Source organism: Sporosarcina sp. P2 (assembly GCF_002743255.1).
Lineage (GTDB): Bacteria > Bacillota > Bacilli > Bacillales_A > Planococcaceae > Sporosarcina.
Map to the genome: position 1 here is coordinate 152,729 of NZ_PDYY01000007.1, position 23,794 is coordinate 176,522.

Sequence of the window (23,794 nt, forward strand, 5' to 3'; positions counted from 1 at the left end):
CCTTCTATGCTTTTAATTTTGATATCCCATTTTCCAAGAGATTTTGTTTACTGTATTAGTGACTTGGTCAATGACCTGTTCTTTTTTTTCGGAGGTCATTGTAGAACTTTTAATCTTCACATTCACGGCTCCGATAATATCCCCATAATGATTCAATACAGGCGCTGCAACAGTAGTGATCTGGTCGTCATTATCCTCGCCAATAGCATAGCCATCTCGCTTGATGTTGTTTAACTGAAGAATAAAGTCATCTTTTTCGTTTTCTGGAATCAACTCTTGAATGATTTCTTCTATTTCATCTCTTTTCATATGAGCTAACATAGCCAAATTAGCTTGCCCTTCATGCAAAGAAACTCGCAATCCTAGTTTTTCATGAGCAAGAATGGTTTGGTTCGTACAATCAATTCGTTCAATGATGATTGATTCCGAACCAATCGGCTTTCGTAAATAGACGCTAGCTTCTGCTTGCTTCATTAAATATTCTAAATCAGGCCGTACTATACTGACATAATCCATAGTGTCATACATTTTCAATCCATATTCCAACCAAGTGATGCCGAGTCCGTATAATTTACGCTCTTTATCTTGTTGTATTAATTCGTGCTTGATCATTGCGTTAAGTATGCGATGAATAGAACTGACAGGTAAATTACATTGTTTGGAGAGCTCGGTAATTGATAAGAATCGATTTGGTTCGCTAGTAATAAAACAATCAACTATTTTCATCGCCCGAGTAATTGTCTGCATAAGCACCTCGCCTTTCTTTACAATAAAATTCTAGAGAGAGTAGAATATTCAGAACCCTATAAAGAAAAATATATTTAAAATAAATTTCTAAAAACTACTGAAAATTCTGTATTGACATTCAATTCTGTTTCATTATAATGAAAATATATCTCGTTTACAACAAAAACTTTCCGTATAGTGGAATGTTGTTTTGTTAATAAATTTGTTCGTGTTTGAAACCGTTTACATTTTAGTTTTTTACAAAAAATTAGGAGGAATGCAATATGTTATTTAAACAGACAATTGTAAAGAAGCCCGGAAAAAGTTATTTAAATGGATTGACGACTTCAGACTTAGGGGAACCAAACTTTGAAAAGCTTCTTCAACAACATGAAGAATATGTGAAAGCACTTAAAAGTTGCGGAGTTGCAGTTCATGAACTGGATCCGAGTGAAGAGTTTCCGGATTCTTGCTTTGTGGAAGATGCGGCGGTGGTCGTACCGGAGTTTGCGGTGATTACAAACCCTGGAGCGGATTCACGTAACAAAGAAATTATTGAGATAGAAGAAGTGTTAAAGAATTATTACGATGAATTCCGCTACATACAGGGGCCCGGCACATTGGATGGCGGAGATGTTATGCAAATTGATAAAAATTTCTATATCGGTATTTCCGATCGGACCAATCAAGAGGGAGCGAATCAGCTTGAGAAAATTCTTGAAGATGCGGGATATCATGTAACGATTTTGACGTTGGAAGAATTTTTCCACTTGAAAACAGGAATTACATTCCTTGGTGATCAAACAGTAGTGGTAGCAGGGGAATTTATCAACCATCCGACATTTGCTGGATATAAAAAAATAGTTGTGCCGGCTAGAGAAGAATATACAGCAAATACTATTCGTGTGAATGACAAAGTTATCGTTCCTAGCGGTTTTCCTGAAACAAAACAGAAAATAGAAGAAGCAGGCTTTAATGTAGTTGAAGTAGAGATGACAGAGTTTCAGAAACATGATGGTGGTCTAAGTTGTTTGTCACTGCGTTTTTAACTAAGTAAGCATTCACGTCTTTGTTCCATACTTATGAAAAAAATAGGGGGTAATTGTATGAAGAACAAATGGTCATTGATAGCAATGTCAGCATTATTCGCGGTTTTCCTGTCTGCTTGTTCCGGTGATAACGTCAAACCTGTTTCAGGCGAAGAAGTTGAGGGTGAAAACGCTACTTATACGTTAAAGTTTCCACATATTGTACCGACTGATCATCCAGCCCATAAAGCAGCTCTTGTTTTTAAAGATGAAGTAGAAAAGAACTCCGACGGCAAGGTAAAAGTAGAAGTTTTTGCGAATGGCGAGTTGTATGGCTCAGATCGTGAAATTATTGAAGCCATACAGCTTGGAAATGCGGATATTAGTATGGTTGGAACACCGTCACTAGGAACATTCGATGAACGTTTCTATGTACTAGATCTCCCTTTCTTATTCGCAAGTAAAGAAGCACCTAGAGAGGCTCTAGCGGGTGATTTAGGAAAAGAGCTCTCTGATGGCTTAGGAAGTATCAATCTAAAAGCTCTTGGTTACGGCTATGATGGATTTAGACATGTCTTAAATAATAAAAAGCCGATCAAAAAGCCAGAAGATATGAAAGGCTTAAAAATTCGGGTACAAGAGTCTGAAATTCAACAGGATATATTCAATAATCTTGGCGCGAATGCTTCTCCGTTAGCATTTGGCGAACTTTATAGCGCATTGCAACAGAAGACGTATGACGGTATGGATAACTCATTATCACTTATCGATTCAAGTAAGTTTTACGAAGTGCAAAAATATTTGACATTAACAAGCCATCAGTATTCAGGTTTAGCCATTTTGTTCAATAACAAGTTATTTGATGAGATGCCTGCTGATATTCAAGATATTATTACAGAAGCTGGTAAAAAAACAGAAGCAGAATACTATCAATTTGTTGATGAAGACGAAGAATCCATGTCTACAAAATTCAAAAGTGAGAATTTAATTGAAGTTACTGAACTAACAGCGGATGGGAGAGAGAAATTTATCGAGGCGGTTCAACCGGTCTATAAAAAGTATGAAGATATTATTGGAAAAGATTTAATTGATTTAGCTAAAAGCTATAGTGAATAATAAAAAACAGGAGGCGGCCAGCCTCCTTTTTTTTCATAAATCCTAAAGTTGCCTTTAAGGGGGGATACGCCTTGAGATGGAAAGAGCTCATAGATATTAAAATGGAAGAATGGTTACTTATAATTTCAACGCTCTTTATTGTAGTACTTGTATTTCTTCAAGTTCTCGCCCGTTATGTTTTCAATATATCGGTTGGCTGGAGCGCTGAACTGGCACGTTATTTGCTTATCTGGATTACGTGGATCAGTATGAGTTACACAATTCGTAAAAATGATCATATTAAAATAACCTTTCTTGTAGACAGACTTCCAGTGAATGTACAAAAAATAGTACAAGTAATTGTAATTTTACTGTGGTCTGTATTTGCTTTTGTGATGGCTATAGTAGGGACTCAGGTTGTGCAAACTATTAAATTAATGGGACAAAAAACTTCAACGCTTGGATTGCCAATGTGGGTAGTATATTTAATCATTCCAATTGGTGGAGTGTTAATGCTCATACGTTTAGTTCAACGACTGTACTTTATTTTTAAGCCTGAAAAAATTGTCGTAAGTGGGGATTGATGCATATGACTATGTTGATCTTATTTGGGAGTCTCTTTGCTTTTATTCTATTAAGTGTACCGATAGGTGTGGCAATTGGCCTATCTTCCATGCTAGTTATTTTTTTCTTGGACTCAGTAAGTCTTCCCATGCTCATTCAGAAACTTTTTACTTCTCTTGATTCCTTTCCGCTAATGGCTATTCCTTTCTTTATGCTAGGTGGTCTGTTGATGGGGAAGGGTGGTATTTCGGAGAGAATACTAAACCTGGCTAAACAGCTTGTCGGTTGGATGGTTGGGGGTCTGGCAATGGTTACTGTTGTTGCATGCGCATTTTTTGCTGCGTTGTCAGGTTCCGGACCTGCTACTGTGGGAGCAATTGGTTCATTCATGATCCCTTCAATGAAAGAAAAAAATTACAATCCCGCTTTTGCATCGGCTATTACAGCAGCAGCTGGTTGTATTGGCGTTATTATTCCTCCAAGTATTCCGTTAATACTTTATGGTGTCATCAGTGGTACATCCATTGGCGAGTTATTTAAAGCAGGTATTTTGCCAGGACTTTTAATTGCTGTGATTTTAATGTTCGTCTCTTACAGGACAATTAAGAAACAGGGCGATGAGATTGTAAAAGAAGAAATTGATATCAGTTTCTCTGCATTAGTGAGATCAATTTGGGATGCAAAATGGGCACTGCTTGCACCCATTATTATTTTAGGTGGAATCTACGGTTCAGTTTTTACTCCTACCGAAGCATCCGTAGTTGCAATAATCTATTCATTTATTATTGGCGCATTTGTTCATAAGGAATTAAAGTGGAAAGAAATCAAAGAGAGCTTGCTTGAAACAATCAATTTAACAGGCGCTACAATGTATATGATTGGAACTTCAATCGCATTTGCCTATCTATTATCAGTTGAACGAATTCCCGCGACTATAGCCGAATCAATCGCTTCGTTTTCGACTAATCCGATTATTATACTTCTTTTAATTAATTTGTTTTTACTTGTGGTAGGTGCATTTGTTGATACGATTCCTGCTCTCGCAATGTTAACACCGATTCTATTGCCAATCGTAGTGCAAGCGGGTGTAGATCCGGTTCATTTCGGGATCATTATGGTGGTTAATCTTGCAATCGGCTTCATCACTCCTCCTTTTGGTGTGAATTTGTTCATAGCTTCCAATGTCGGGAAAACTCCATTGGAAGACATTATAAAGAAAATGGTTCCGATTATCATGTACGTGATAGTTGGGCTTATGATTATTACCTACTTACCAGCTCTTTCACTTGCATTTGCAAAGTAAATTAAAATGAATTGGATACTTATGACGGGAGGTGACCAGTTCTGGAAGTAACTAGAAAAAAGTAGTTATTGTTGGAACCGGCTTTGTCGGATCTACTTTTGCCTTTGCTTTATTAAATCAATCGGTTACTGAAGAGATAGTTCTCATTGATATGAACAGTAAAAAAGCAGAAGGAGAAGCTATGGACTTGAACCATGCCGTTCCTTTCGCATCTTCTCCAACGAAAATATGGCAAGGAGATTATAATGATTGCAGAGACGCCAACATTGTCTGCATTACTGCCGGTGTTAGTCAAAGTGAAGAAGTAACACGCCTGACAGTTGCTGAGAAAAATACTAAAATTACTACTGAAATCGTTGAATGTGTTATGACATCAGGCTTCAATGGTATACTGTTGATAGCTTCCAACCCAGTAGATGTCATGACATACATGTCTTGGAAGGTTTCAGGTCTTCCAAAGAATAAAGTGCTGGGCTCTGGTACTATACTTGATACAGCGAGATACGTGCATTTATTAGGTAGCTATTTCGAAGTCGACACCAAGAATATTCAAGGATATATTCTTGGTGAACATGGAGATTCTCAATTCCCTGTCACGAGCCAATTGACAATCGGCGGACAGAATATTAAGGATTTAATTCAAAATAATAAAAAGTATAATTGGTCTGATATAGATGAAATAGCTATTCAAGCTCAACAGGCCGCTTATCTAATCAGTGAATTGAAAGGCCCTACGTATTATGGTATAGGAATGTCGTTGATGAGATTGACAAGAGCTATAGTAAAGAATGAAAATGCGATTTTACCAATCTCGGCATATGTAAACGGAGAATATGGGGAACGCGACATTTATATTGGTGTACCCGCTTTGGTGAACCGTAATGGATGGCAGGAAATTTATGAACTTTCTTTGAACGAAGACGAACATCGTAAATTTAAAACATCAGCCGATACTTTAAAAGAGACACTGGCCCCGCTACTGAAAATGTTGAATCAAGACGAGGTTTGAAGGAGGCGATTATAATTGTTTAAAGTTGTGCGTACCTTTACATTTCCAGGTGCATTGGAAATAGAAAAAGAGATATTTGGTAATCAGTTGGAGATACTTGAGATCCCCTCTGCAACTGAAGATGAAATCATTGAGAACTGTCGTGATGCGGATGCTGTCATTTGTGCATATGAACCATTTACAAAAAGAGTAATTGATGCGCTTCCTAAATTAAAATTAATTGCTTTTGGAACGATTGGTTTTAATTATGCGGATGTCGACTATGCAAGAAAGAAGAATATCCCTGTTACGCATATTTCGCAATACTGTGTCAAAGAAGTTGCCGATTATACGGCAGGTATGCTGATCATGTTGAATCGCATGATACTACCTTTCAATAAAAGTGTTAAAGAAGATCTTGTTTGGGATTATAACCTGTTTCCGGCTATGCGAAGACTTGAGAACCAAACTGTCGGGCTACTAGGGTTTGGGAATATTTCTAGGCTTGTTACACAACGCTTAAGACCATTCGATTGCAAGGTAATAGCCTATGATCCGTTTGTTAGTGATGAAAAAGCGGCGGAATATGGTGTGGAACTTCTCTCTTTTGACGATGTTCTACAGCAGTCTGATTTAATCAGTCTTCATTTGCCAGCCAATCAGCAGACGAAGGAAATCATCAATAATTCTAGTATTGCAAAGATGAAAGACGGTGTCATTCTAGTTAATGCGGCAAGGGGTCAAGTGATAAATGAGGATGCTATTGTACATGCGATTGATTCGGGGAAGATGGCATATTATGCAGCTGATGTTTTACAGGAAGAAGATCCGAATCTGCAAACACATCCATTTGTACAGAGGGAAAATATTATACTTACTCCACACATAGCCTATTACTCGCAGGAATCATTACGCGAGGCGACCATGGAATGCGCTATGAATGTAAAACATTTTGCGGAAGGCGACTACAGCAAATGTCAAATTGTTAATAGTGTAAGGTTATAGAGTTATGTTAATCGAGAAGGTAATGCATGTCTAGACGCCATCCAACTCAAAAGAAGAGTCTTCATCCTCGATAAATTAGGGGGTGCAGGCTCTTTTTGCTATTCAATCATGACTTAAAGCGGCCTACTCTCCATTAAAGGATTTGCAGGCCGCTTCTATTCATATATCTACAAGAAAATTTTAAAAGGGAGTTGTTATAAGATTTACCCACTCAACCAATTTTTGGAATATCCATACTTGTTTGTTGCTCGAGCATTCTTAATGTGGTTTTTCTTATCAAGTCAGGCAATATACTAAATGAATAAGGCTTATATACACGTTCTGTCCATCTATGTCCATCTTTGCCGTATACACCCATATTAATAGACGGGATGTTTAGTTTTTTTATTGTGTCAAAAGGAATTTCATACAAGTTGCCCCATTCCGGGAGATTATGTGTGAGTGGTTCCAGTTCATCCCTTTTTTCATGCAGGGACAAGAAGCTACCATCCGCAAGATAAGGGAAGAACTTTTTTAATTCAAAGCTCTCACCAGTCGCGTCACCGACCTCTTGGAGTACACTAGAAATTACTGATTGAATATGTGTATCGTGATCATCTTCCGCTCTCAAATAGTTATGTGGAAGAAATGGCGGTGCGAAGAATAAAATTACCCTTGCCTTTTTTTCAGGATCTTCTGCTTGAAGTGCTCTGACAATATCAAAACAGAGGTCTCGTAAGTCAGCCGGTTGCTTTTCTGCAAGAACACCGTCAATGATCGCACGAACATCAATGTCTCTGCTTGTCAGGTAAGCTACATAATCCTCATAAGTAGTGACATCAATTTTCCACGATAAATCACGAGTCGGAAGGCCTGTTACTTGAATATATTCTTCAAACTGCGCTTTCAGATAAGTTTCCGCTTCCAGACAAGCTTCCTTCGCTTCACGCATAAATTTCTCCAAGATAATACCAACGGAATCTTCATATACGAAGCAATTAAAATACAGATGGCTCGAAATAGCTGTTTGAACAGTATAAAGTTCTTTCATATCACGCTGTTTTAATACAGTCGGCGGCAAGACCATCTCGCCAGGAATTTTTTCGGCAAGCTTGTAGCGGTTATGAATGCGTTCAGTAATTTTAGCTGAAATAAAGTTCGGGTCAATCCCTGAAAGAGTGTCTCCAACGTGTACTTCACGTCCATAGATGTGGAAGCAAGGTAGAATTTTGCCAGCAGCGCCTGTATATATATAACGATTCGTATCATTGTCATATAGTGGCGTGATGAAATCAGTATTGATCGCAGCAATGAAATGAATCCCCAGTTCAAGTTGTATACGGTTAAGCTCACTAAGAGCCCCGACCATTCCACGATGTTCGCTTTCTTCGTCTCCATTACAAAGCAAAAGCACATTACCTTCCAACTCTTCAAGATGTTCTGAAAAATAAAGGATATTTGAGATATGAACAGCAGCTCCGCTTTTCATATCAACTGAACCACGACCGAACATCCAGTCTCCGGAGCTTGCTTCGGCTTGTAGTTCTGGGTCGTTGTCATAGTTGCGGAAGAAAGTTTCCAATTCATTTGGTGAAAATGCGTATTCTTTTAAAGGTCCGAAGTCTTCAACCGCAACTGTGTCAATGTGGGAGTGATATAACACGGTCTGGGAAGAATTGTGTGCACCTTCAACAAACGCAAAGACATTCTGTCGTCCTATCGGATCATGTTGAATCTTCTGCAACCAGAGGTTTTCTGGGTGTTCCTGGAAGTACGGGAATGTGGAAAGAATTCTGTAAATCTCTTGGACAATACGTACTTCTCCGAGAGTACCGTTAATGCTGTTTAATCCAACAAGATATTGAGTAATCAACTCAATTTGCTCATGTGTCTTCATATTCTTTAGCTGTTCATACATAATTTATTCCTCCCTTTATCATTTCATTTAAGTGATTTTAAGAATGTATTACCAAAAGGTCACTTTACTATAAGAGTTTTTATTGAATTCCGCATAGTGGAATTAATTCCACTAATCGGAATAATACTTTTATTTTAGCTCTTAATGATGGTTCATGTCAACATCATTTACGTCTTTTAAACGACTATGAACTTACTGCGGACGAAATGGAAGATATTTGATACAATATTGGAAAGATAGGAGGAGAAATGGCTATGATTCAATCGATTGATCGGGCAATGGCAATTATAAATGTACTGTCAGATACAAAGAAGACTAAGTGGTTGCCAGCAGAGTTGGCCGAGTCTACAAGTTTACCAATCAGCACAGTTTATCGGCTTTTACAATCTTTGGAGTCGCACGCCCTCGTTTCCCTTGACTCAGATACGAAACAATATGAACTAGGTTATAAATGGGTAGAAATTGGTTTGCAAAAATATGAGAAGCTTGACGTCCGTGCCGTTGCACGGCCGAGCTTGGAGAAACTAGCCGTAGATGTGCGTGAGACGGTTTATTTAAACGTTCCGAACGAAATAGTCTCTATTATTATTGACCGCATCGATAGCCCGCGCAGTATTCGAATCATAGACGGTATAGGAGAGCGAATTCCCATGCACCTGGGAGCTGCCAATAAGGTGATGCTTGCAAATCTACCTCAAATAGAATCAGAAAAGATACTTTGTCAGCTGGTCGGAAGGATAGAAGAGCAGGAGGAATTTAAAAAACAATTAAGAAAGATTAAAAGAAAGGGATTCTCAATCAGCCGAGGAGAGAAAACAGCAGGTACTGTTGCTGTTGCCGCACCTATATTTGACTTCGAAGGACGCGTACTCGCCGCTGTAAGTGTAGAGGCGATCGAAAGCCAGGTGACAGTTGAGCAAGAAGATTTGTTTATCGAAAAAGTAGTCGAAGTCGCCGAGAAGATTTCGGGAGAGATGGGAAAACATTAATAAGTGTAAAACAGCTACCAGGTCCCCATACAATTATGTCACATTCACCATATTTCATTGGAATGAATTATCCAATAAAATATAGTGAAAGAGTGAAGCTTTCCGATCATAAAAATGATTTGGAAGGCTTTTTTCATAAAAGTTCTATATCTTTCCACATGGTCATAAAGTATAATTAATTTGAACCAGTAAATTACTAATTTTAAGGAGCCACTGAATCATGATGATTTTAATTATCGGTGAAGTAGGTAATGATGTCCTTAAAATTCAAAAAAACTTACTACAACTAGACTTGCATACGATTCATGTATTTCAAAGTGCCTATACAGCGATTCAATACGAGCATTTATTTTTACAAGAAGAGATTAAGCTCATTATATATGATGCAAATTTAGATGTAGATAATTGTGAAGCGCATTGCCGGGAAATTGAAGCGCTGTGTGTATGGCGGGATGTACCTATTTTGTTGTCGACGTCTTGTGAGAAGCTGATTGTCTTTGAGCGTTTATTGGAGGTTGGGATATTTGATTTTATTCTAAAGCCGTTTGACTTTTTTCAGCTCAAGACGCGGATTCGCATTGCGCTCAAATATTATGAGGAAACGAAAAAGCGGAAAGAGCATGAGTTTCAGCTTGCGTTAGATTTATCTATAGCGAGGAATGTCCAGAAAAGCGCATTGACTCCTGGATTATCGCTACCTCATATTGAAGTGAATGGTATTTATTTCACTTCCCAGTCTCTTGGCGGTGATATGTTTTGCTGGTTTCAGCTCGATGATGATTTAACAGCGGTCATGCTGTTTGATGTGATGGGGCACGGGGTGGCGGCATCGCTTGTTACGATGTCGATTCGTTCTTTATTGAAGGAAATCATCGTAAAGTTGATCGATCCCGTTAGTGTGATGAAGGAAGTAAACAGAAAAATCTATGAGCTGTTTTCCACTGACGGATTGGATTCGTTTTTAGTGACGGCCATCTATGCGGTAATTGATAAGAAAAACGGTACATTGCAATATGTAAACGCTCCACATCCTGAAGGGGTCATGTTCGGGAAGTATGGGGAGACTGTGATGTTGCATGCGAATTCTCCTATTCTCAGGCTATTTCCGTCGATTCAAGTGCAAGCGAAAAGTATCCGTTTGACGGGTTGGCACCGCATTATTTTATATAAGGACGGATTAGTTACGTTATATCCCACACAAAAAATTGACTGGAGCTTTTTTCATTCGTACAGTTCACAAACTAGTCGCGCCATGTTGCGGAAGTTCACTGAAAAGTATGGATTGTCACATTTGCCATTGGAAGATGATATTACAGTAGTATCGAGAACTACTTCATTATAAGTGGGGGAAGCAATTATGGAATTCACGTTCGCTATTACACCAAGCCAGCAATCGGTCCTGTTGATTGACCAATTAATGGAGAGCTATTCGGAGCTGTATTCGATTCCATGTGCCAGAGAAATTTGTTTTGTGATGCACGAGCTGGTCATTAATGCAGTTGAGGCAATGGAGAAAGAAGGACGGTCCGAGTCAATTGAAGTACATATGCGAAATGAAGACGAGAAATTGCGGATTACAGTGTCTGATTTTGCGAAAGGAATTCCGGAAGAACAGTGGCCGGTAGTGCTCGATATGAGTGCGGAGGGTGACAGTTTTTGTGAGCGTGGCCGTGGTTTTTTGTTCATTCAGCATATGGTGGACCAGCTGTGGTTTGAACAAGTGTCCGATGCGCAGTTTTTAGTCGGTGTGGAGAAAAAATAGTGACAGCGGGGGAAAGTTAAATGAAGTGATCCATTGGGAGAAGGGTTAACGCAGTTATTTTACTAGCAATTTTACTGCTTTCAGGCATTTTAAGTGGTCTGAATTATAATGCGACGAAAGACAATTTATTGGAGGCGGCAGAGGCTAAGCTGCGATCTGACTTGATGCTAAGTTTGGAGTTGTTGGATTCTTCCGTGCCGGGCGAGTGGTCCATTACGAATGGTCCATTACGAATGGTTCATTGCATAAAGGCCAAATGGATATGTACGAGGCATAAGCTATTCCTGATCAGTTAGGAGAATTAACGGAAGGTAATACGATGTCCATATTCCAAGGGGATACACGTATTGCGACAAATATTATAGAAAATGGGGAGCGACGCTTAGGGACACAGATAGCGAAGGAAGTGGGAGATCTCGTACTAGGGAAAAAAGAACGTTTTCTTGGTACCGCAGATGTTCTCGGCAAGTCATTTCAAGCAGCTTATAATCCGATTCTAGATAAAGACGGAGAAGTGATCGGGATTATCGCAGTAGCGGTTCCTACAGCGCCTTATATAAAAATCGCGACGTCTTCTGCCATACAGACCATCGTTATTTCGCTTGGACTTGCGTTGCTTATTATTCTAAGCGCGAGCTTTTTCATCCAGCGTATGCTGGTTAGGCCAATCAACCGGTTGCGTGATAATGCGAACGAATTGTCCCATTTGAATTTGAACGTCGAGCTTTACGAAGCGAAAGGAACGGACGAAATTGCTGAATTATCCGTTGCTTTTCGGGATATGAAAGAGCAGTTAACCGCAACGATGCAAAACGTTGCGCGTAATGCCAATAAAATTGCTCATTCATCCGTCGCATTAGCGGAATCATCCCAGCAGACGAATGAAACCGCTAGCCAAATCGCTTCTACGATGAATGAAATCGCATCAGGTGTGACGAATCAATCTGAACAAGCGGAACGAATCGCAGGTATGATGCGTGATACGATCTTAAAAGTAGTAGGAAATGTAGATAATGTCGAACAGAGTTTATTGAATGCACAGGAATCTACAGTTATTGCGCATGTAGGCGAACAGGCAATTAGCAAAGCGATTGCCCATTTAGGCACGGTAACAGAAACGGTTAGCTATGCAACGGATTCGATTCAAAAATTAGGTATGCGTTCAGAAGAAATCGGCGGTATTATTACCGTCATTACAGCAATTTCACAACAGACAAATCTTCTCGCGCTAAACGCGGCAATTGAAGCAGCTAGAGCAGGGGAACACGGAAAAGGATTTGCTGTCGTTGCAGCAGAAGTTCGCAAACTGGCTGAACAATCAACAGGAGCTGCCCAGCAAATTACCGATCTGATTACGGATATTCAAGCGGAGACATCGGTGACTGTGCGAACGATGGAAAGTAATTTAACAGCGGTGGAAGAACAAGGGGTCATTATTAATCAAGGTGGAGAAGCGCTTAAGCATATCGTGGAGAAAGTTAGCGTGACAGAGTCGAGCATCTTGCATATAAAAGATGCATTTGACGCGGTTCATTCCAATTCACAGAATGTCCAAGATGCTATCCATCATATTTCCGCAATCATCGAGGAGTCTGCCGCAGCAACAGAGCAAATTGCCGCTTCATCTGAAGAACAATATGCCACAGTAGCTGAAATTGCTGACAATACAACCAGTTTGGCAGAGGTCGCTGATCATTTACGTGAAGAAGTTAATAAATTTAAAATGTAATGGGGGGATATAGTATGGAACAGAAAACTGCAACATTGCAAGTAGCAGAAAAAGATACGTATATGATTATCGAGTTTTCAGGTCATTTGCAATACGGTTTGATAGAAGAGCTAAAAAAACAGTTACAGACGACACCGCTTACAGAAGGACGGAACTTCATCCTCGATATGAGCAATGTACAAAATATCGACAGTACAGGATTTGGCATGATCGTCAACTTTGCCAAAAAAGTTTCTCAAAAAAATAAGAAAATCGCCATTATTATCGTAGATAAATTTGTCCGCAGATTATTCTCCATTTCCCAATGCGATAAAATTTTCCCGATTGTCGAAAGCGAAGCGGCAGCGTTAGGGATTATTAAGCAACCGATTGAGACGGAGTTGTCTATTACGGATTATTGAATGGTAACAGAGGTGCTAGGTCTCCACATAATACCCCTTGTAAAGAAGAAGCGTCAATTCCAAATTATCGGAGTTGACGCTTTTGATAATTGACGTATATGGAGGAAGGTTCTAGAACCTAACACGAATCTTTTATGCTATAAAAATGTAATATTGTGTTATTATAAGATTATTAATAACTAGAGAAGAGGGATGTGTTGAGATTAAAGGGGAGTATTGTACGTGTGTTTTTGTTTGTATTACTGGGAATGTTAGGTATTCATCCTGCCACTGGCAATGCAGAAATGCAAGGAGAGACTCATAGTTCTGAGTTATTAGTAGAATATGCAGAAGGCTATCGGTCATCTACTATCCATGAAGCGGCACCAGGGGTTGAGAAGCGGGAATACATTACTTCTCAAGTCGAGTTATGGAGTATTAGTGACGAAGTGGATTTAGAAACTCTTCAACAGCAATTGCTTGAAGAGAAGAGTATTTCACGTGTCGAACCCAACTATGAATACCGTAAACATAGTACTGCGTTAAGTGACACATACTTAAGTCAGCAATGGTGGATACCGCATGTTAAATCACAGTCTATATGGTCGAATGTCCAGCAACAAAAGAAGAATACAATCGTTGCGGTAGTTGACTCAGGTGTGGATAGCCGTCATGAAGACTTACAAGGGCGTATTCAATCCGGAGGTTATAACTTTACCGATAACAATACGAATATCACGGATCTGGATGGGCACGGTACACAAGTAGCGGGAGTAATCGCTGCCACGACTGGAAATAATATAGGCGTTTCTGGAGTGACTGGTCCGTATAATATGAAAATCCTTCCGATAAAAGTGTTTGATAGTAGAGGCTATACTTCAACAGCCACATTGCTTCTGGCTATGAGTCATGCTATCGATCATCACGTTGATGTTATTAATCTAAGCTTAGGTGGTCCAAACTATTCCGCTATATTTAATGATTCCATACAGCGTGCCATTCAAGCGGGCATCTCAGTGGTCGCATCGTCAGGAAATGAGGCAGAAGAAGGGAATCCTATTTCTTACCCAGCTTCTTACTCTAATGTAATTTCTGTGGGTGCTGTAGATCGTCAAAATAACCGTGCGTATTTTTCCAATTACAATGACTACGTCAGCTTGGTCGCGCCGGGAATGGACATCTTCACTACCAGTAATTACAATAGCTATAAATCGGTGAATGGCACTTCATTTTCGTCACCTATTGTGGCGGGGGCAGCAGCGTTAGTGAAATCGATCCGTCCGGAAGCCACTCCATCGCAAATCAAAAAAATGTTGGAGGATACAGCGACTGACTTAGGGTCGATTGGCATAGATAGATATTATGGAAGAGGCGTGTTGAATTTAGAAAAACTGAATTCAGAACTAGCCGCATCTAATCCAACTGTTCCCGTACGTGGAGTTACATTGAATACGAATGCACTGACGATTAATCTGGATAAAAAAATGAATTCTACGAGTGTCATGTCAACTGACGCGATCGAGTTGGAGAAAAAGCATGTGGAGGCTGCGGTTGATTATGAGCGCGAACCTAATAACACGTTTGCTACTGCTAATCGATTGAATCCAGGAACAGGAATGGCAGGGGCTATCACGGATTATTATTATGATCTTGATCATTATTCGTTTACTGTTGACAAACCAGGAAGATTTTCTTTACTTGCAAGTTGGTTGGAATCAAAATACGTCAGCCACTTAGATAATCAATATTTACGGGTAGCTATTTACAATAGCCAGCAAAAAATAATAGGTGTAGCGAACTTGGAGAGGTTATCAGACGGTACACGTGCGTTGTACTATTCAGATCAGTTAGAGAAGGGCACGTATTATCTTGTAGCTTTTCAAGGCTCATCCTATAAATACTTGTTTACAAATGAGCGATATCTAATTTCTACATTATTTACACCAGACCAACCGGTTGAACCCATAGCGAAGCCGGAATTCCTATTCGATAATGCGTTTATGACAATAGGACAATCTCGGTCCTTTGTGAAAAATGTGGAGGCTTCCGCAAAATTGACTTCTTCTGTTCCGCAAGTTGCGACTATTGATTCCAGCGGCTTAGTACGTGCGTTGAGTCGTGGGGTGACGACAATTCGTTACAACAGTGAAGTGGCGGTCAAAGAAGCGAAAGTGAAAGTAACAGGTGCGAACAGTTCGAATTCAGTTGCATTATTTGAAAATGTTCTTCCTACTAATGCAACTAATCAATCGGTCACGTGGACCTCATCGAATCAAGCGGTTGCTGAAGTGGACGAGTATGGCATCATAACAGGGAAAAAGTCAGGTGTAGCCGTTATTTCAGTTACAACGAATGACGGAAGCTTCACTGCCAACACAACTGTTACTGTAGTAGGCGGAGAGGTACAGCCTGAATTCAAAGGTGACTTCCCCGAAATGGAAGTGCCACCTACAAAAGTATTTACTGTAACATTTTCTAAAGATTTGCAGATAGGCAAAGATTATAGTGAAGACATACTAATTTCACGTTCCGAAAATGGAAGCAATGTTGTAAAAAAATTCACTGCTAAAGTGGATCCGACATCGCCTAACAAGCTGTTGATTACACCTACTTCTGCATGGGATGAAGGGGTTCATTATTTGACCATAAAACAGAATCTGCAAAACAACAAACTAGTTTCATTAGGCAAAAATATTCGTATGAAGTTTGATGTGGTGTCTAGTGTTTCAACATTAGAGGCACCTGATGAGTATGTACGTGTGTTGGAGGAAGTGCGTTGAGGGCAACGGGTTCTGTACAATATAGGTACCGGTTTATCCTCTAATTAGAGGTTATACTAATTTCCGGGCGTGACGGAGAGAAGAGTCTTTTGACCGGGTAACTAGTCAGGATACTCTTTATCTCAATTTTCCATCCGTTTAATCAAATATTTAACTGTTGGTCTTTACGATAGTGATGGGATACTGGTGAAGCAACAGTATAAGATGTAAAAATGAGAGTGGTAGAAAGAGGAGAAGAGATTATGATTAAATTTACGAAGAGAGTTTTACCGGCACTATTAGCATGCAGTATGGTTTTACTACCGGTCCAATCAACCGAAGCGGCAGCAGCGAAGTTTAAGAATTGTACGGAGTTGAATAAAACATATCCTGGCGGCGTTGCAAAGAATGCTAGTGTGAAAAATAAAGGTGGTAAGACCAAACTGAAGCCTACTGTAGCGGCTAGTATATATAACTCACACACAAAACTTGATCGAGATAAAGATGGTATTGCTTGCGAGAGATAAGGCAGAATAGTTACTAGCATACTATCGTTTGGATAGTAGATCTGTAGGGAAATGTCAAAGAAAGTAACAGATCATCGCGTAGTTATCTGATTTTTGATTTCCAAAGTGAATCGTCTATAGTGTCATCTAGACGAGATACCGGTCTCTATATAATTAAAAGGTTTTCTGATCATGGATATAATCAGAAAACCTTTTTCAGTTTTATAATAGCTACTTGTTCTCAACATAATTATCACGATAGATTAATTAGTCGTTGGCAGCCGGAAGAGTGAACGTTTGGTTCGGGTAAATCAAATCGGGATGTGCAATTTGAACTTTGTTTGCATCGTACACTTCTTGAACTTGCCGTGAAATTGCTATGTTCGTCTGCAAATTAGGATAGTGGATTTTGACGATTGTCCACAAATTGTCGCCTCGTTTTACAGTATAAGCTAACGGGTTTTGTTGTTGGGATTCTTCACTTGAAGTTGAAGTTTGTTTATCGCGATTGTTTACAAGTTCCGTCGTTATACTGAGACCACGACCTGAATCGATACTGCTATCACCGAATGTATAGATCGTTGAATACTTGGACAGGATGGTGCCATCTGCAAGTGCTTCGGCAAATGGGTTGGGTTCTCCGTTGTAGATGTTCTTGAACTGGCCGTCTTCGGTTTCTATATCTTTATTTAGTAGATAGGCTGCCATGTGGCGGTGCGTTTTGTTGCTTACATGATATTCGTCATACAAGTAAAAATCATTTGGCTCAAATCCTGCAGTTTCGGGCGTGTAGTATTTGCTATCGGTAGAGTAGAGACCATAGCCACCGTATGTTTCCTCATTTTCTGTAGTCGGGAAAACATCGCTGTTATCTTCAGAAGCCACTGCATAGCCGTATGCTGGTACCCAGTCGGAAATTAAATAGAATCCCATACTTTTGTAGCCGAATTTTTCGAAACCTTGTTCGTCAATGTTTTCTTTGAGCTGCTGATTATGTCCATATAGAACATGGACATCGTCTGGCGTAGAATCCAGCGCCAAGTAGTCATTGATCTTTTGGACAGTTTGCTGATTTCTTATGTCTTCAAATTCAGTCAACCCTTTACGGTCATCTTCATAGCGGTTCGGCAGTAGTATGTATTTCGCACCGCCTTCTAGTAGATTTTGTACCATCTTCAAGTAAAAGTCACTGGCAAGTTCGGCGGTGCGATCTACGCCAAGATCTTCAACTGCATAGCCATCATTTCCACCTACGCTTATGATATACAGAGCGTCTGGATCGATTTTCCCGTTATGTTCTGCGAGGAACGTCTTCACTTGCTGATCCGCGCTCCAGCCTTTTAGGAAAGTGGAATAGTTGGAACGTTCATCTTCGCTGCCTTCTGTTCCAAATAGAACGCCTGAAAAAGCACCGCCAACTGCATAGTTTGTCAAGTTGTCATAATCTCCGGTCAATGCCTTTGCCAGATATTCGGGAAAGACACGCCCGTTAGAGTAGCGGCCTTTATAATAGTAATCGCTTTCCGCTTTTACATAGATGCCGTCTTCCGGGTCATACCCTTCCGCCGGTTGTGCCGCGAATCCTGTTGTAGCAACCGCTACACTTAAAAAGAATGCAAAAAGTAGTGCTACCCATGATTTGATTTTCATTGAATCCCCCTGTCTGATAGTAAGAATCGTGATACGTTGTGTGTACGAAAGAGTTTTCTGACTTTTTCGTACTAGAATAATATACACGAATACTGAAAAGTCTGCAAATTTTAAAATCAGTTTCAAGTCTCAACATAATTAAAGAAACGGAAAATGCAGGATACATAGTGCGGATTGGTTCGCTTAAATAGGAAAATTTAAAGAAATTTAAGATAGTTATTCCTGATACGTACGCACAAGACAAAAGGACGTTGACATCATTCATTTCGTTATATGTATAAACAACCGCCACTATTAAAGTGACGGTTATTTTCTTATTTGTGTTTACGAATATGAAACAGCCGGGAAAGGCCTTTCAAAATGATCGCCAAGGCGAACAAGACGATACTGATCACCAAAATCACAGCAAGAGCAAATAGCAATAAGCTTCCAGCGAGAGTTGCCAATAGGCCCGGAACGATCAAAAATAAGCCGAGCAAAGCATATCCGGCTAAAATCCCGAAGAAGAAAAGCCATTCATTGCTTAGTTTTGCACATTTCGACATATATTTCACCTCCTTGCTGTACTATATGTCGCGTTCAGCAAGGCGATGTAATGCAATACACTCGGTTTGCGATAATAAAAGAGTATTTATCTACAAAACATGCGATTCTACCAACTACATCATTAAAAAAACGAGGCTTCCCATCGATAAACCGATAGGAAGCCTCGTTGTGATGCTCTCGATATGCGATTATGTGGTGCCGACTCTACTTACATTCTATCAAACGTCAACACAATACGGCCATTGATTTGACCTTTTTCCATCTTTTCAAGAATTGCATTCACATCGGAAAGGGGAGCCGTTTCAATCTGTGCTTTCACTTTTCCTCGTGCCGCAAAGTCAAGCGCTTCTTTCATGTCGATTCGTGTACCCACGATGGAACCTTTTACTGTGATTCCGTTTAACACGGTGTTGAAAATAGGGATCGGTAAATCTTCGTGTGGCAATCCGACCGCAACCAATGTGCCGCCACGTTTGACGGAACGATACGCTTGCTCGAAAGGTACTTGTGCTACAGCTACACTAATAGCCGCCTGTACGCCACCGATTTGTTGTTGGATGGCTTCGGCAGGATCTTCCTTTTTGCCGTTCACTGTTATGTCAGCTCCGAGTTTCTTCGCGAGCTCTAACTTTTCATCCGCAATATCTACCGCCACTACATTGAATCCCATAGCTTTCGCATACTGTAGCGCTACGTGGCCCAATCCGCCGATGCCGTAAATCGCGACCCAGTCTCCTGGTTTTGCACCAGATACTTTCAACGCTTTGTATGTTGTCACTCCTGCGCAGAGGATGGGTGCGGCTTCAACAGAGCTGAGGTTTTCTGGAATTTTCGCGACATAATCCGCTGCTGCGAGGCAATACTCCGCGTATCCACCGTCCACTGAATAGCCACCGTTTTCTTGATTGTGGCACAGAGTTTCTTTCCCTTGTAGACAATAATCACATTCACCGCATGCAGAGTAGAGCCAAGGTATACCGACACGATCTCCGACTTTAACAGCCGTGACGTTCGGTCCAATAGCGTCAACAATTCCTACACCTTCATGACCTGGAATGAGAGGAAGTTTCGGTTTGACAGGCCAGTCACCGTTGATCGCGTGTAAGTCTGTATGACAGACGCCGCATGCCTCTAGTTTGACTAGTGCCTGACCGGCTCCAGGTGTTGGTTTTGGTGTGTCTTCAATCTGCAACTTTGTCTGGAATTCTTTAACGATCGCTGCTTTCATTGTGGTCTGTTTTGTAGTCCCTCTTGCGTTACTGTTTTGAATTGCTGATTTCATGAATGATTCCTCCCTTTTCTCTTACCGACTATCTATACGTGGGAGGATTACAGATTAGTACACGTTACGTGAAAAATACTACAGTATGTAAAACACCTTCTTTCTGTCTTTCAGGAAGAAGGTGTTTTATATCATCAGAGAACTACATCGTATGGCCACTAGAGGCTAGTACACTATTTAACCTTCAACCCATCCAAAATAGTGGAAGTCATATGGTGAATTTCTACGACAGGATCCAACCGTTCTCTAAAAATAATCCAATCATAAATCGTCCCACGCATGCAACGTGTGATGAGCATCGATATATAATCAGCCGAAAACTCTTGTTTAAATTCGTTGCGCTGGATTCCTTCTTCCACATACGAATGAATGATTTGGTAAAGTTGTCGGTTTTGATTAGTTAAATAGTGATCCTCATTCATTGTTAAGGCTAGTGCGCTTGTGTAAATGGTATGGACAAAGTCTTTTCCCAATACGTCCCGTAAATACGTCATTTGCCCTTTATAAAAAAGAAGGATTTTTTCTGAAGCGCTTAAATCCGTTGGTATGCTCGGGATAAAGGATAAATAGAATTCATCAATGTCTTTAAATTTTTCCAAGAAAATATCATATTTCGAACTATAGTGGACATAGAATGCCCCCTTTGACACATTACATGCTTTCGCAATGCTCTCAACGGTTACGTTATCAAAACCCTTCTCATGGAAAAGCTCCAAGCCTTTTTCAAGGAGGTTTTGTTTAGTTTCTAGCGCTTTTATCTGTCTAGAAGTAAGTTCTGTCATACTCGATTCCTCCTCTACGATGCTTGTTCACTATGTACCATGATAGCATATTTTATTAAATTAAATAAATTGGTTGACTATTTAGATAATAGTGTTTATTATTGAGTGACCATAGTATGTGACTACGGTATGTGAAATAAATGCGTTCCGATTTTCATTGATTTGTAGGTCGGTAGTTTGGACTTTATTTTTTTGTGACGAATGACAACGCTTTCATTTGGTGAGCAATTAAAAAGGGGGAGTATGTATGGCGAACGGAAAAAAGATTGGGTTTATCGGTCTCGGGAATATGGGTTTTCCGATGGCTAAGAATTTATTGGGACATGGCTATACCATATTTGCTTTAGATATCAATAAGGAATCCGAAAAACGATTTGCAGAAATGGGTGGGCATGTAGGGATGACGACTACTTCGCTGCTAGAAGAAGTAGATCTGGTTTTCACTAGTTTACCTACTCCTGCTATTGCGGAAAGTGTGTATTTAGGAGAGGACGGAATTGTTCATAATTGTACCAAGCCATTGGTATTAGTGGACTTGAGTACGATTTCACCTGAACTGAACAGAAAGATTGAGCAAGAAGCGCTGAAACTGGGTCTTGAATATCTAGGCGCTCCAGTCAGTGGTAGTGTTAGTGGGGCGGAAAACGCTACGTTATCGATTATGGTCGGTGGTGAAAAAGATACGTTTGAATCGATATTGCCTTATCTAGAGGCTATTGGATCGAACGTCTTCCATGTAGGGAACGATCCGGGTGTGGGTACTATTGTGAAGCTCATCAATAATATGATGGCCGGTATCCATAATCAAGCTGTTGCGGAAGCGCTTTCACTTGCGAAGCTTGCGGGTGTGGATCAGGACATCGTCTATGACATCATCAAGGTCAGCTCGGGCGCAAGTTCTATTCTTACACGTAACTACAAGACGTATATTTCACAGGATGAGTATACGAAAGGTGCTTTCACGACTTCATTACTATTAAAAGATTTGAAGCTTGCGAAACACGTATCGGATTCTCTTGACGGGGAGCTACCGATTGCGTCGCAACTTATTGAGTATTATGAAGCGGAAGTAGAAAAGGGTCACGCGCATGATGATATGTCTTCTTCGTATTTGATGATCCAAGATAAGTTGAATAAGCAAAAGCAAAACGTATAACAAAATTCACTATAAATTGGGAGGAATGGACCTATGCAAAAAACAGATGTTCAGACATTAACTCATTTTATTAATGGAGAAGAAGTAGAAGGTAAAAGCGGACGATTTGGAGATGTGTTTAATCCGTCTACTGGAGAGAAGATTGCGCAAGTTCCACTCGCTTCCACAGAAGAAGTGAATGAAGTGGTGAAACTAGCGAAAGAAGGTTTTACCCATTGGTCGAAGGTTTCGGTTGGTAAACGAATGGAAGTTCTTCATAAATTCCGTGCGTTACTTCTGGAAAACACAGAAAGGCTAGCCTATGCGATAGGTGAAGAAAACGGAAAAACGCTCTCCGATGCAACAGGTGAAATCACACGCGGGATTGAGTCGGTGGATTTTGCGCTTGGCGCTCCACACCTATTAAAAGGTGAGCATTCCGTGGATGTAGGAGGCGAGATCAACTCCTATTCCATGCACAAGCCTTTGGGTGTCGTGACATGTATTTCACCGTTTAACTTCCCAGTCATGGTACCTGTTGCGATGAGTACGATGGCAGTAGCGGTAGGGAACGCCATGATTCTGAAACCTTCAGAAAAAGTTCCTCATTCCGCATTGATTCTGGCAGAGCTTTGGTCAGAAGCAGGGTTGCCAGCGGGTGTTTGGAATGTGGTCAATGGCGATAAAGAGGCGGTGGATGCATTGCTTACGAACCAAGACGTGATGGCTGTGAGTTTTGTCGGTTCGACGAGAGTAGCGGAAGCAGTTTATGAAAAAGGAACGAAACATCATAAGCGTGTCCAGGCATTTGGTGGCGGAAAGAATAATATGGTCATCATGCCGGATGCAGATATCGACACAGCGGTGAATTCATTCCTCGGCGCAGCATACGGTGCCGCATCACAACGATGTATGGCGGTTTCTACTGCCATTCCTGTTGGGGAGAAAACAGCTGACGCGTTCGTTGCGAAGCTCGCAGAAAAAGTAAGCGAGCTAAAAATCGGAAGGTTCGATGACAATGAAGCAGACTTCGGCCCATTGATCAGTGCAGAAGCAAAAGCGAGCGTTGTACAATCCATTGATCTGGCGGTAAAGGAAGGAGCCGTTCTAGTAGCGGACGGACGAAACCCTAACGTGGCGAATGATGATGGCTATTACTTGGCGCCGACATTGCTTGATCATGTGACTCCAGATATGAATGTCTATAAAGAAGAAGTATTCGGTCCTGCTCGAATTGTAGTGAGAGTGGAGACGCTTGAAGAAGCAATCGATTTGATCAATGAACATGAATACGGAAACGGTGTGACGATCTTTACCGACAGTGGTAAAGCAGCACGAACGTTTACTGATCAAATTGAAGTCGGAATGGTCGGAGTGAATGTGCCGATTCCGATTCCGGTTGGCTACCATAACTTCGGTGGATGGAAACGCTCCAGATTTGGCGAAGGGCAAATGTTTGGTCCTGATACAGTTCGTTTCTTCACGAAAACGAAAACGGTGTCCGAGAGATGGTTCGACACTGCCTATAATGAGGAAAGCCAAACCGATTTCGATTTACCAAGTAGCTGATTAACCATAAGCAGGATCGTAGTGACTAATTAACTTCTATCCTGCTATTTTTCTATACTAAAGTAGTTTCAATTTAAGTCGTACATTGCCAGTTGGAGG

Annotated in this window: 21 protein-coding genes; 15 read left to right on the forward strand and 6 right to left on the reverse strand. The window is 40.5% G+C overall.

Going from position 1 to position 23,794, the window contains the following annotated elements:
* Positions 1 to 12 precede the first annotated feature (12 nt).
* The gene (locus tag CSV67_RS09335; RefSeq protein WP_099631328.1) at positions 13 to 747 is read right to left on the reverse strand and encodes an IclR family transcriptional regulator; all 735 of its coding nucleotides are present in this window, start codon (positions 745 to 747) and stop codon (positions 13 to 15) included.
* Positions 748 to 1,010: 263 nt separating this feature from the next.
* Between CSV67_RS09335 and CSV67_RS09340 the strand changes: the two genes are divergently transcribed.
* The 6 genes from CSV67_RS09340 to CSV67_RS09365 all read left to right on the forward strand — a co-directional run bounded on the left by CSV67_RS09340 (position 1,011) and on the right by CSV67_RS09365 (position 6,709).
* The gene (locus CSV67_RS09340; RefSeq protein ID WP_099631329.1) at positions 1,011 to 1,775 is read left to right on the forward strand and encodes a dimethylarginine dimethylaminohydrolase family protein; all 765 of its coding nucleotides are present in this window, start codon (positions 1,011 to 1,013) and stop codon (positions 1,773 to 1,775) included.
* Between the two features lie 57 nt (positions 1,776 to 1,832).
* The gene (locus CSV67_RS09345; RefSeq protein ID WP_158232915.1) at positions 1,833 to 2,870 is read left to right on the forward strand and encodes a DctP family TRAP transporter solute-binding subunit; all 1,038 of its coding nucleotides are present in this window, start codon (positions 1,833 to 1,835) and stop codon (positions 2,868 to 2,870) included.
* 71 nt (positions 2,871 to 2,941) lie between these two features.
* The gene (locus CSV67_RS09350) at positions 2,942 to 3,433 is read left to right on the forward strand and encodes a TRAP transporter small permease (protein WP_099631331.1); all 492 of its coding nucleotides are present in this window, start codon (positions 2,942 to 2,944) and stop codon (positions 3,431 to 3,433) included.
* 5 nt (positions 3,434 to 3,438) lie between these two features.
* Positions 3,439 to 4,716 (forward strand): TRAP transporter large permease, encoded by a 1,278-nt coding sequence (locus tag CSV67_RS09355; protein ID WP_099631358.1) that lies wholly within the window; start codon positions 3,439 to 3,441, stop codon positions 4,714 to 4,716.
* Between the two features lie 67 nt (positions 4,717 to 4,783).
* Positions 4,784 to 5,725: an L-lactate dehydrogenase gene (locus tag CSV67_RS09360; protein ID WP_099631332.1), complete on the forward strand. Its 942-nt coding sequence runs from the start codon at positions 4,784 to 4,786 to the stop codon at positions 5,723 to 5,725.
* Between the two features lie 15 nt (positions 5,726 to 5,740).
* Positions 5,741 to 6,709: a C-terminal binding protein gene (locus CSV67_RS09365; protein ID WP_099631333.1), complete on the forward strand. Its 969-nt coding sequence runs from the start codon at positions 5,741 to 5,743 to the stop codon at positions 6,707 to 6,709.
* A 211-nt stretch (positions 6,710 to 6,920) separates the two neighbouring features.
* Here CSV67_RS09365 and CSV67_RS09370 read toward each other — a convergent pair whose 3' ends face one another.
* Positions 6,921 to 8,606, reverse strand: coding sequence for a M20/M25/M40 family metallo-hydrolase (locus CSV67_RS09370; protein ID WP_099631334.1), 1,686 nt, complete (start codon positions 8,604 to 8,606; stop codon positions 6,921 to 6,923).
* Positions 8,607 to 8,860: 254 nt separating this feature from the next.
* Between CSV67_RS09370 and CSV67_RS09375 the strand changes: the two genes are divergently transcribed.
* From CSV67_RS09375 to CSV67_RS09405, 7 genes are all read left to right on the forward strand, one after another.
* The gene (locus CSV67_RS09375) at positions 8,861 to 9,595 is read left to right on the forward strand and encodes an IclR family transcriptional regulator (RefSeq protein ID WP_158232916.1); all 735 of its coding nucleotides are present in this window, start codon (positions 8,861 to 8,863) and stop codon (positions 9,593 to 9,595) included.
* Positions 9,596 to 9,815: 220 nt separating this feature from the next.
* Positions 9,816 to 10,937: a PP2C family protein-serine/threonine phosphatase gene (locus tag CSV67_RS09380; protein ID WP_099631336.1), complete on the forward strand. Its 1,122-nt coding sequence runs from the start codon at positions 9,816 to 9,818 to the stop codon at positions 10,935 to 10,937.
* A gap of 15 nt (positions 10,938 to 10,952) precedes the next feature.
* Entirely contained in the window at positions 10,953 to 11,357 is a 405-nt protein-coding gene (locus CSV67_RS09385) for an ATP-binding protein (protein ID WP_099631337.1), read from the forward strand.
* A gap of 319 nt (positions 11,358 to 11,676) precedes the next feature.
* On the forward strand, positions 11,677 to 13,086 hold the full coding sequence (locus tag CSV67_RS09390) for a methyl-accepting chemotaxis protein (RefSeq protein WP_233192583.1): 1,410 nt from the start codon (positions 11,677 to 11,679) through the stop codon (positions 13,084 to 13,086).
* Between the two features lie 14 nt (positions 13,087 to 13,100).
* Positions 13,101 to 13,487, forward strand: coding sequence for an STAS domain-containing protein (locus CSV67_RS09395; RefSeq protein ID WP_099631338.1), 387 nt, complete (start codon positions 13,101 to 13,103; stop codon positions 13,485 to 13,487).
* 224 nt (positions 13,488 to 13,711) lie between these two features.
* The gene (locus tag CSV67_RS09400; protein WP_143560702.1) at positions 13,712 to 16,246 is read left to right on the forward strand and encodes a S8 family serine peptidase; all 2,535 of its coding nucleotides are present in this window, start codon (positions 13,712 to 13,714) and stop codon (positions 16,244 to 16,246) included.
* A gap of 290 nt (positions 16,247 to 16,536) precedes the next feature.
* Positions 16,537 to 16,752 (forward strand): excalibur calcium-binding domain-containing protein, encoded by a 216-nt coding sequence (locus CSV67_RS09405; RefSeq protein ID WP_233192588.1) that lies wholly within the window; start codon positions 16,537 to 16,539, stop codon positions 16,750 to 16,752.
* A 246-nt stretch (positions 16,753 to 16,998) separates the two neighbouring features.
* On the opposite strand, the gene CSV67_RS09410 is transcribed toward CSV67_RS09405, so the two are convergent.
* From CSV67_RS09410 to CSV67_RS09425, 4 genes are all read right to left on the reverse strand, one after another.
* Complete coding sequence (locus CSV67_RS09410) at positions 16,999 to 18,381, reverse strand: SGNH/GDSL hydrolase family protein (RefSeq protein WP_099631341.1); 1,383 nt, start codon at positions 18,379 to 18,381, stop codon at positions 16,999 to 17,001.
* A 314-nt stretch (positions 18,382 to 18,695) separates the two neighbouring features.
* Positions 18,696 to 18,926, reverse strand: coding sequence for a hypothetical protein (locus tag CSV67_RS09415; RefSeq protein ID WP_099631342.1), 231 nt, complete (start codon positions 18,924 to 18,926; stop codon positions 18,696 to 18,698).
* 209 nt (positions 18,927 to 19,135) lie between these two features.
* Positions 19,136 to 20,155 (reverse strand): alcohol dehydrogenase AdhP, encoded by a 1,020-nt coding sequence (adhP, locus tag CSV67_RS09420; protein ID WP_099631359.1) that lies wholly within the window; start codon positions 20,153 to 20,155, stop codon positions 19,136 to 19,138.
* 227 nt (positions 20,156 to 20,382) lie between these two features.
* Positions 20,383 to 20,991, reverse strand: coding sequence for a TetR/AcrR family transcriptional regulator (locus CSV67_RS09425; RefSeq protein WP_099631343.1), 609 nt, complete (start codon positions 20,989 to 20,991; stop codon positions 20,383 to 20,385).
* 247 nt (positions 20,992 to 21,238) lie between these two features.
* Here CSV67_RS09425 and CSV67_RS09430 point away from each other — a divergent pair, with 247 nt between their 5' ends.
* Both CSV67_RS09430 and CSV67_RS09435 read left to right on the forward strand, forming a co-directional pair.
* Complete coding sequence (locus CSV67_RS09430; RefSeq protein ID WP_099631344.1) at positions 21,239 to 22,147, forward strand: NAD(P)-dependent oxidoreductase; 909 nt, start codon at positions 21,239 to 21,241, stop codon at positions 22,145 to 22,147.
* A 33-nt stretch (positions 22,148 to 22,180) separates the two neighbouring features.
* Complete coding sequence (locus tag CSV67_RS09435) at positions 22,181 to 23,695, forward strand: CoA-acylating methylmalonate-semialdehyde dehydrogenase (protein WP_099631345.1); 1,515 nt, start codon at positions 22,181 to 22,183, stop codon at positions 23,693 to 23,695.
* Positions 23,696 to 23,794 lie beyond the last annotated feature (99 nt).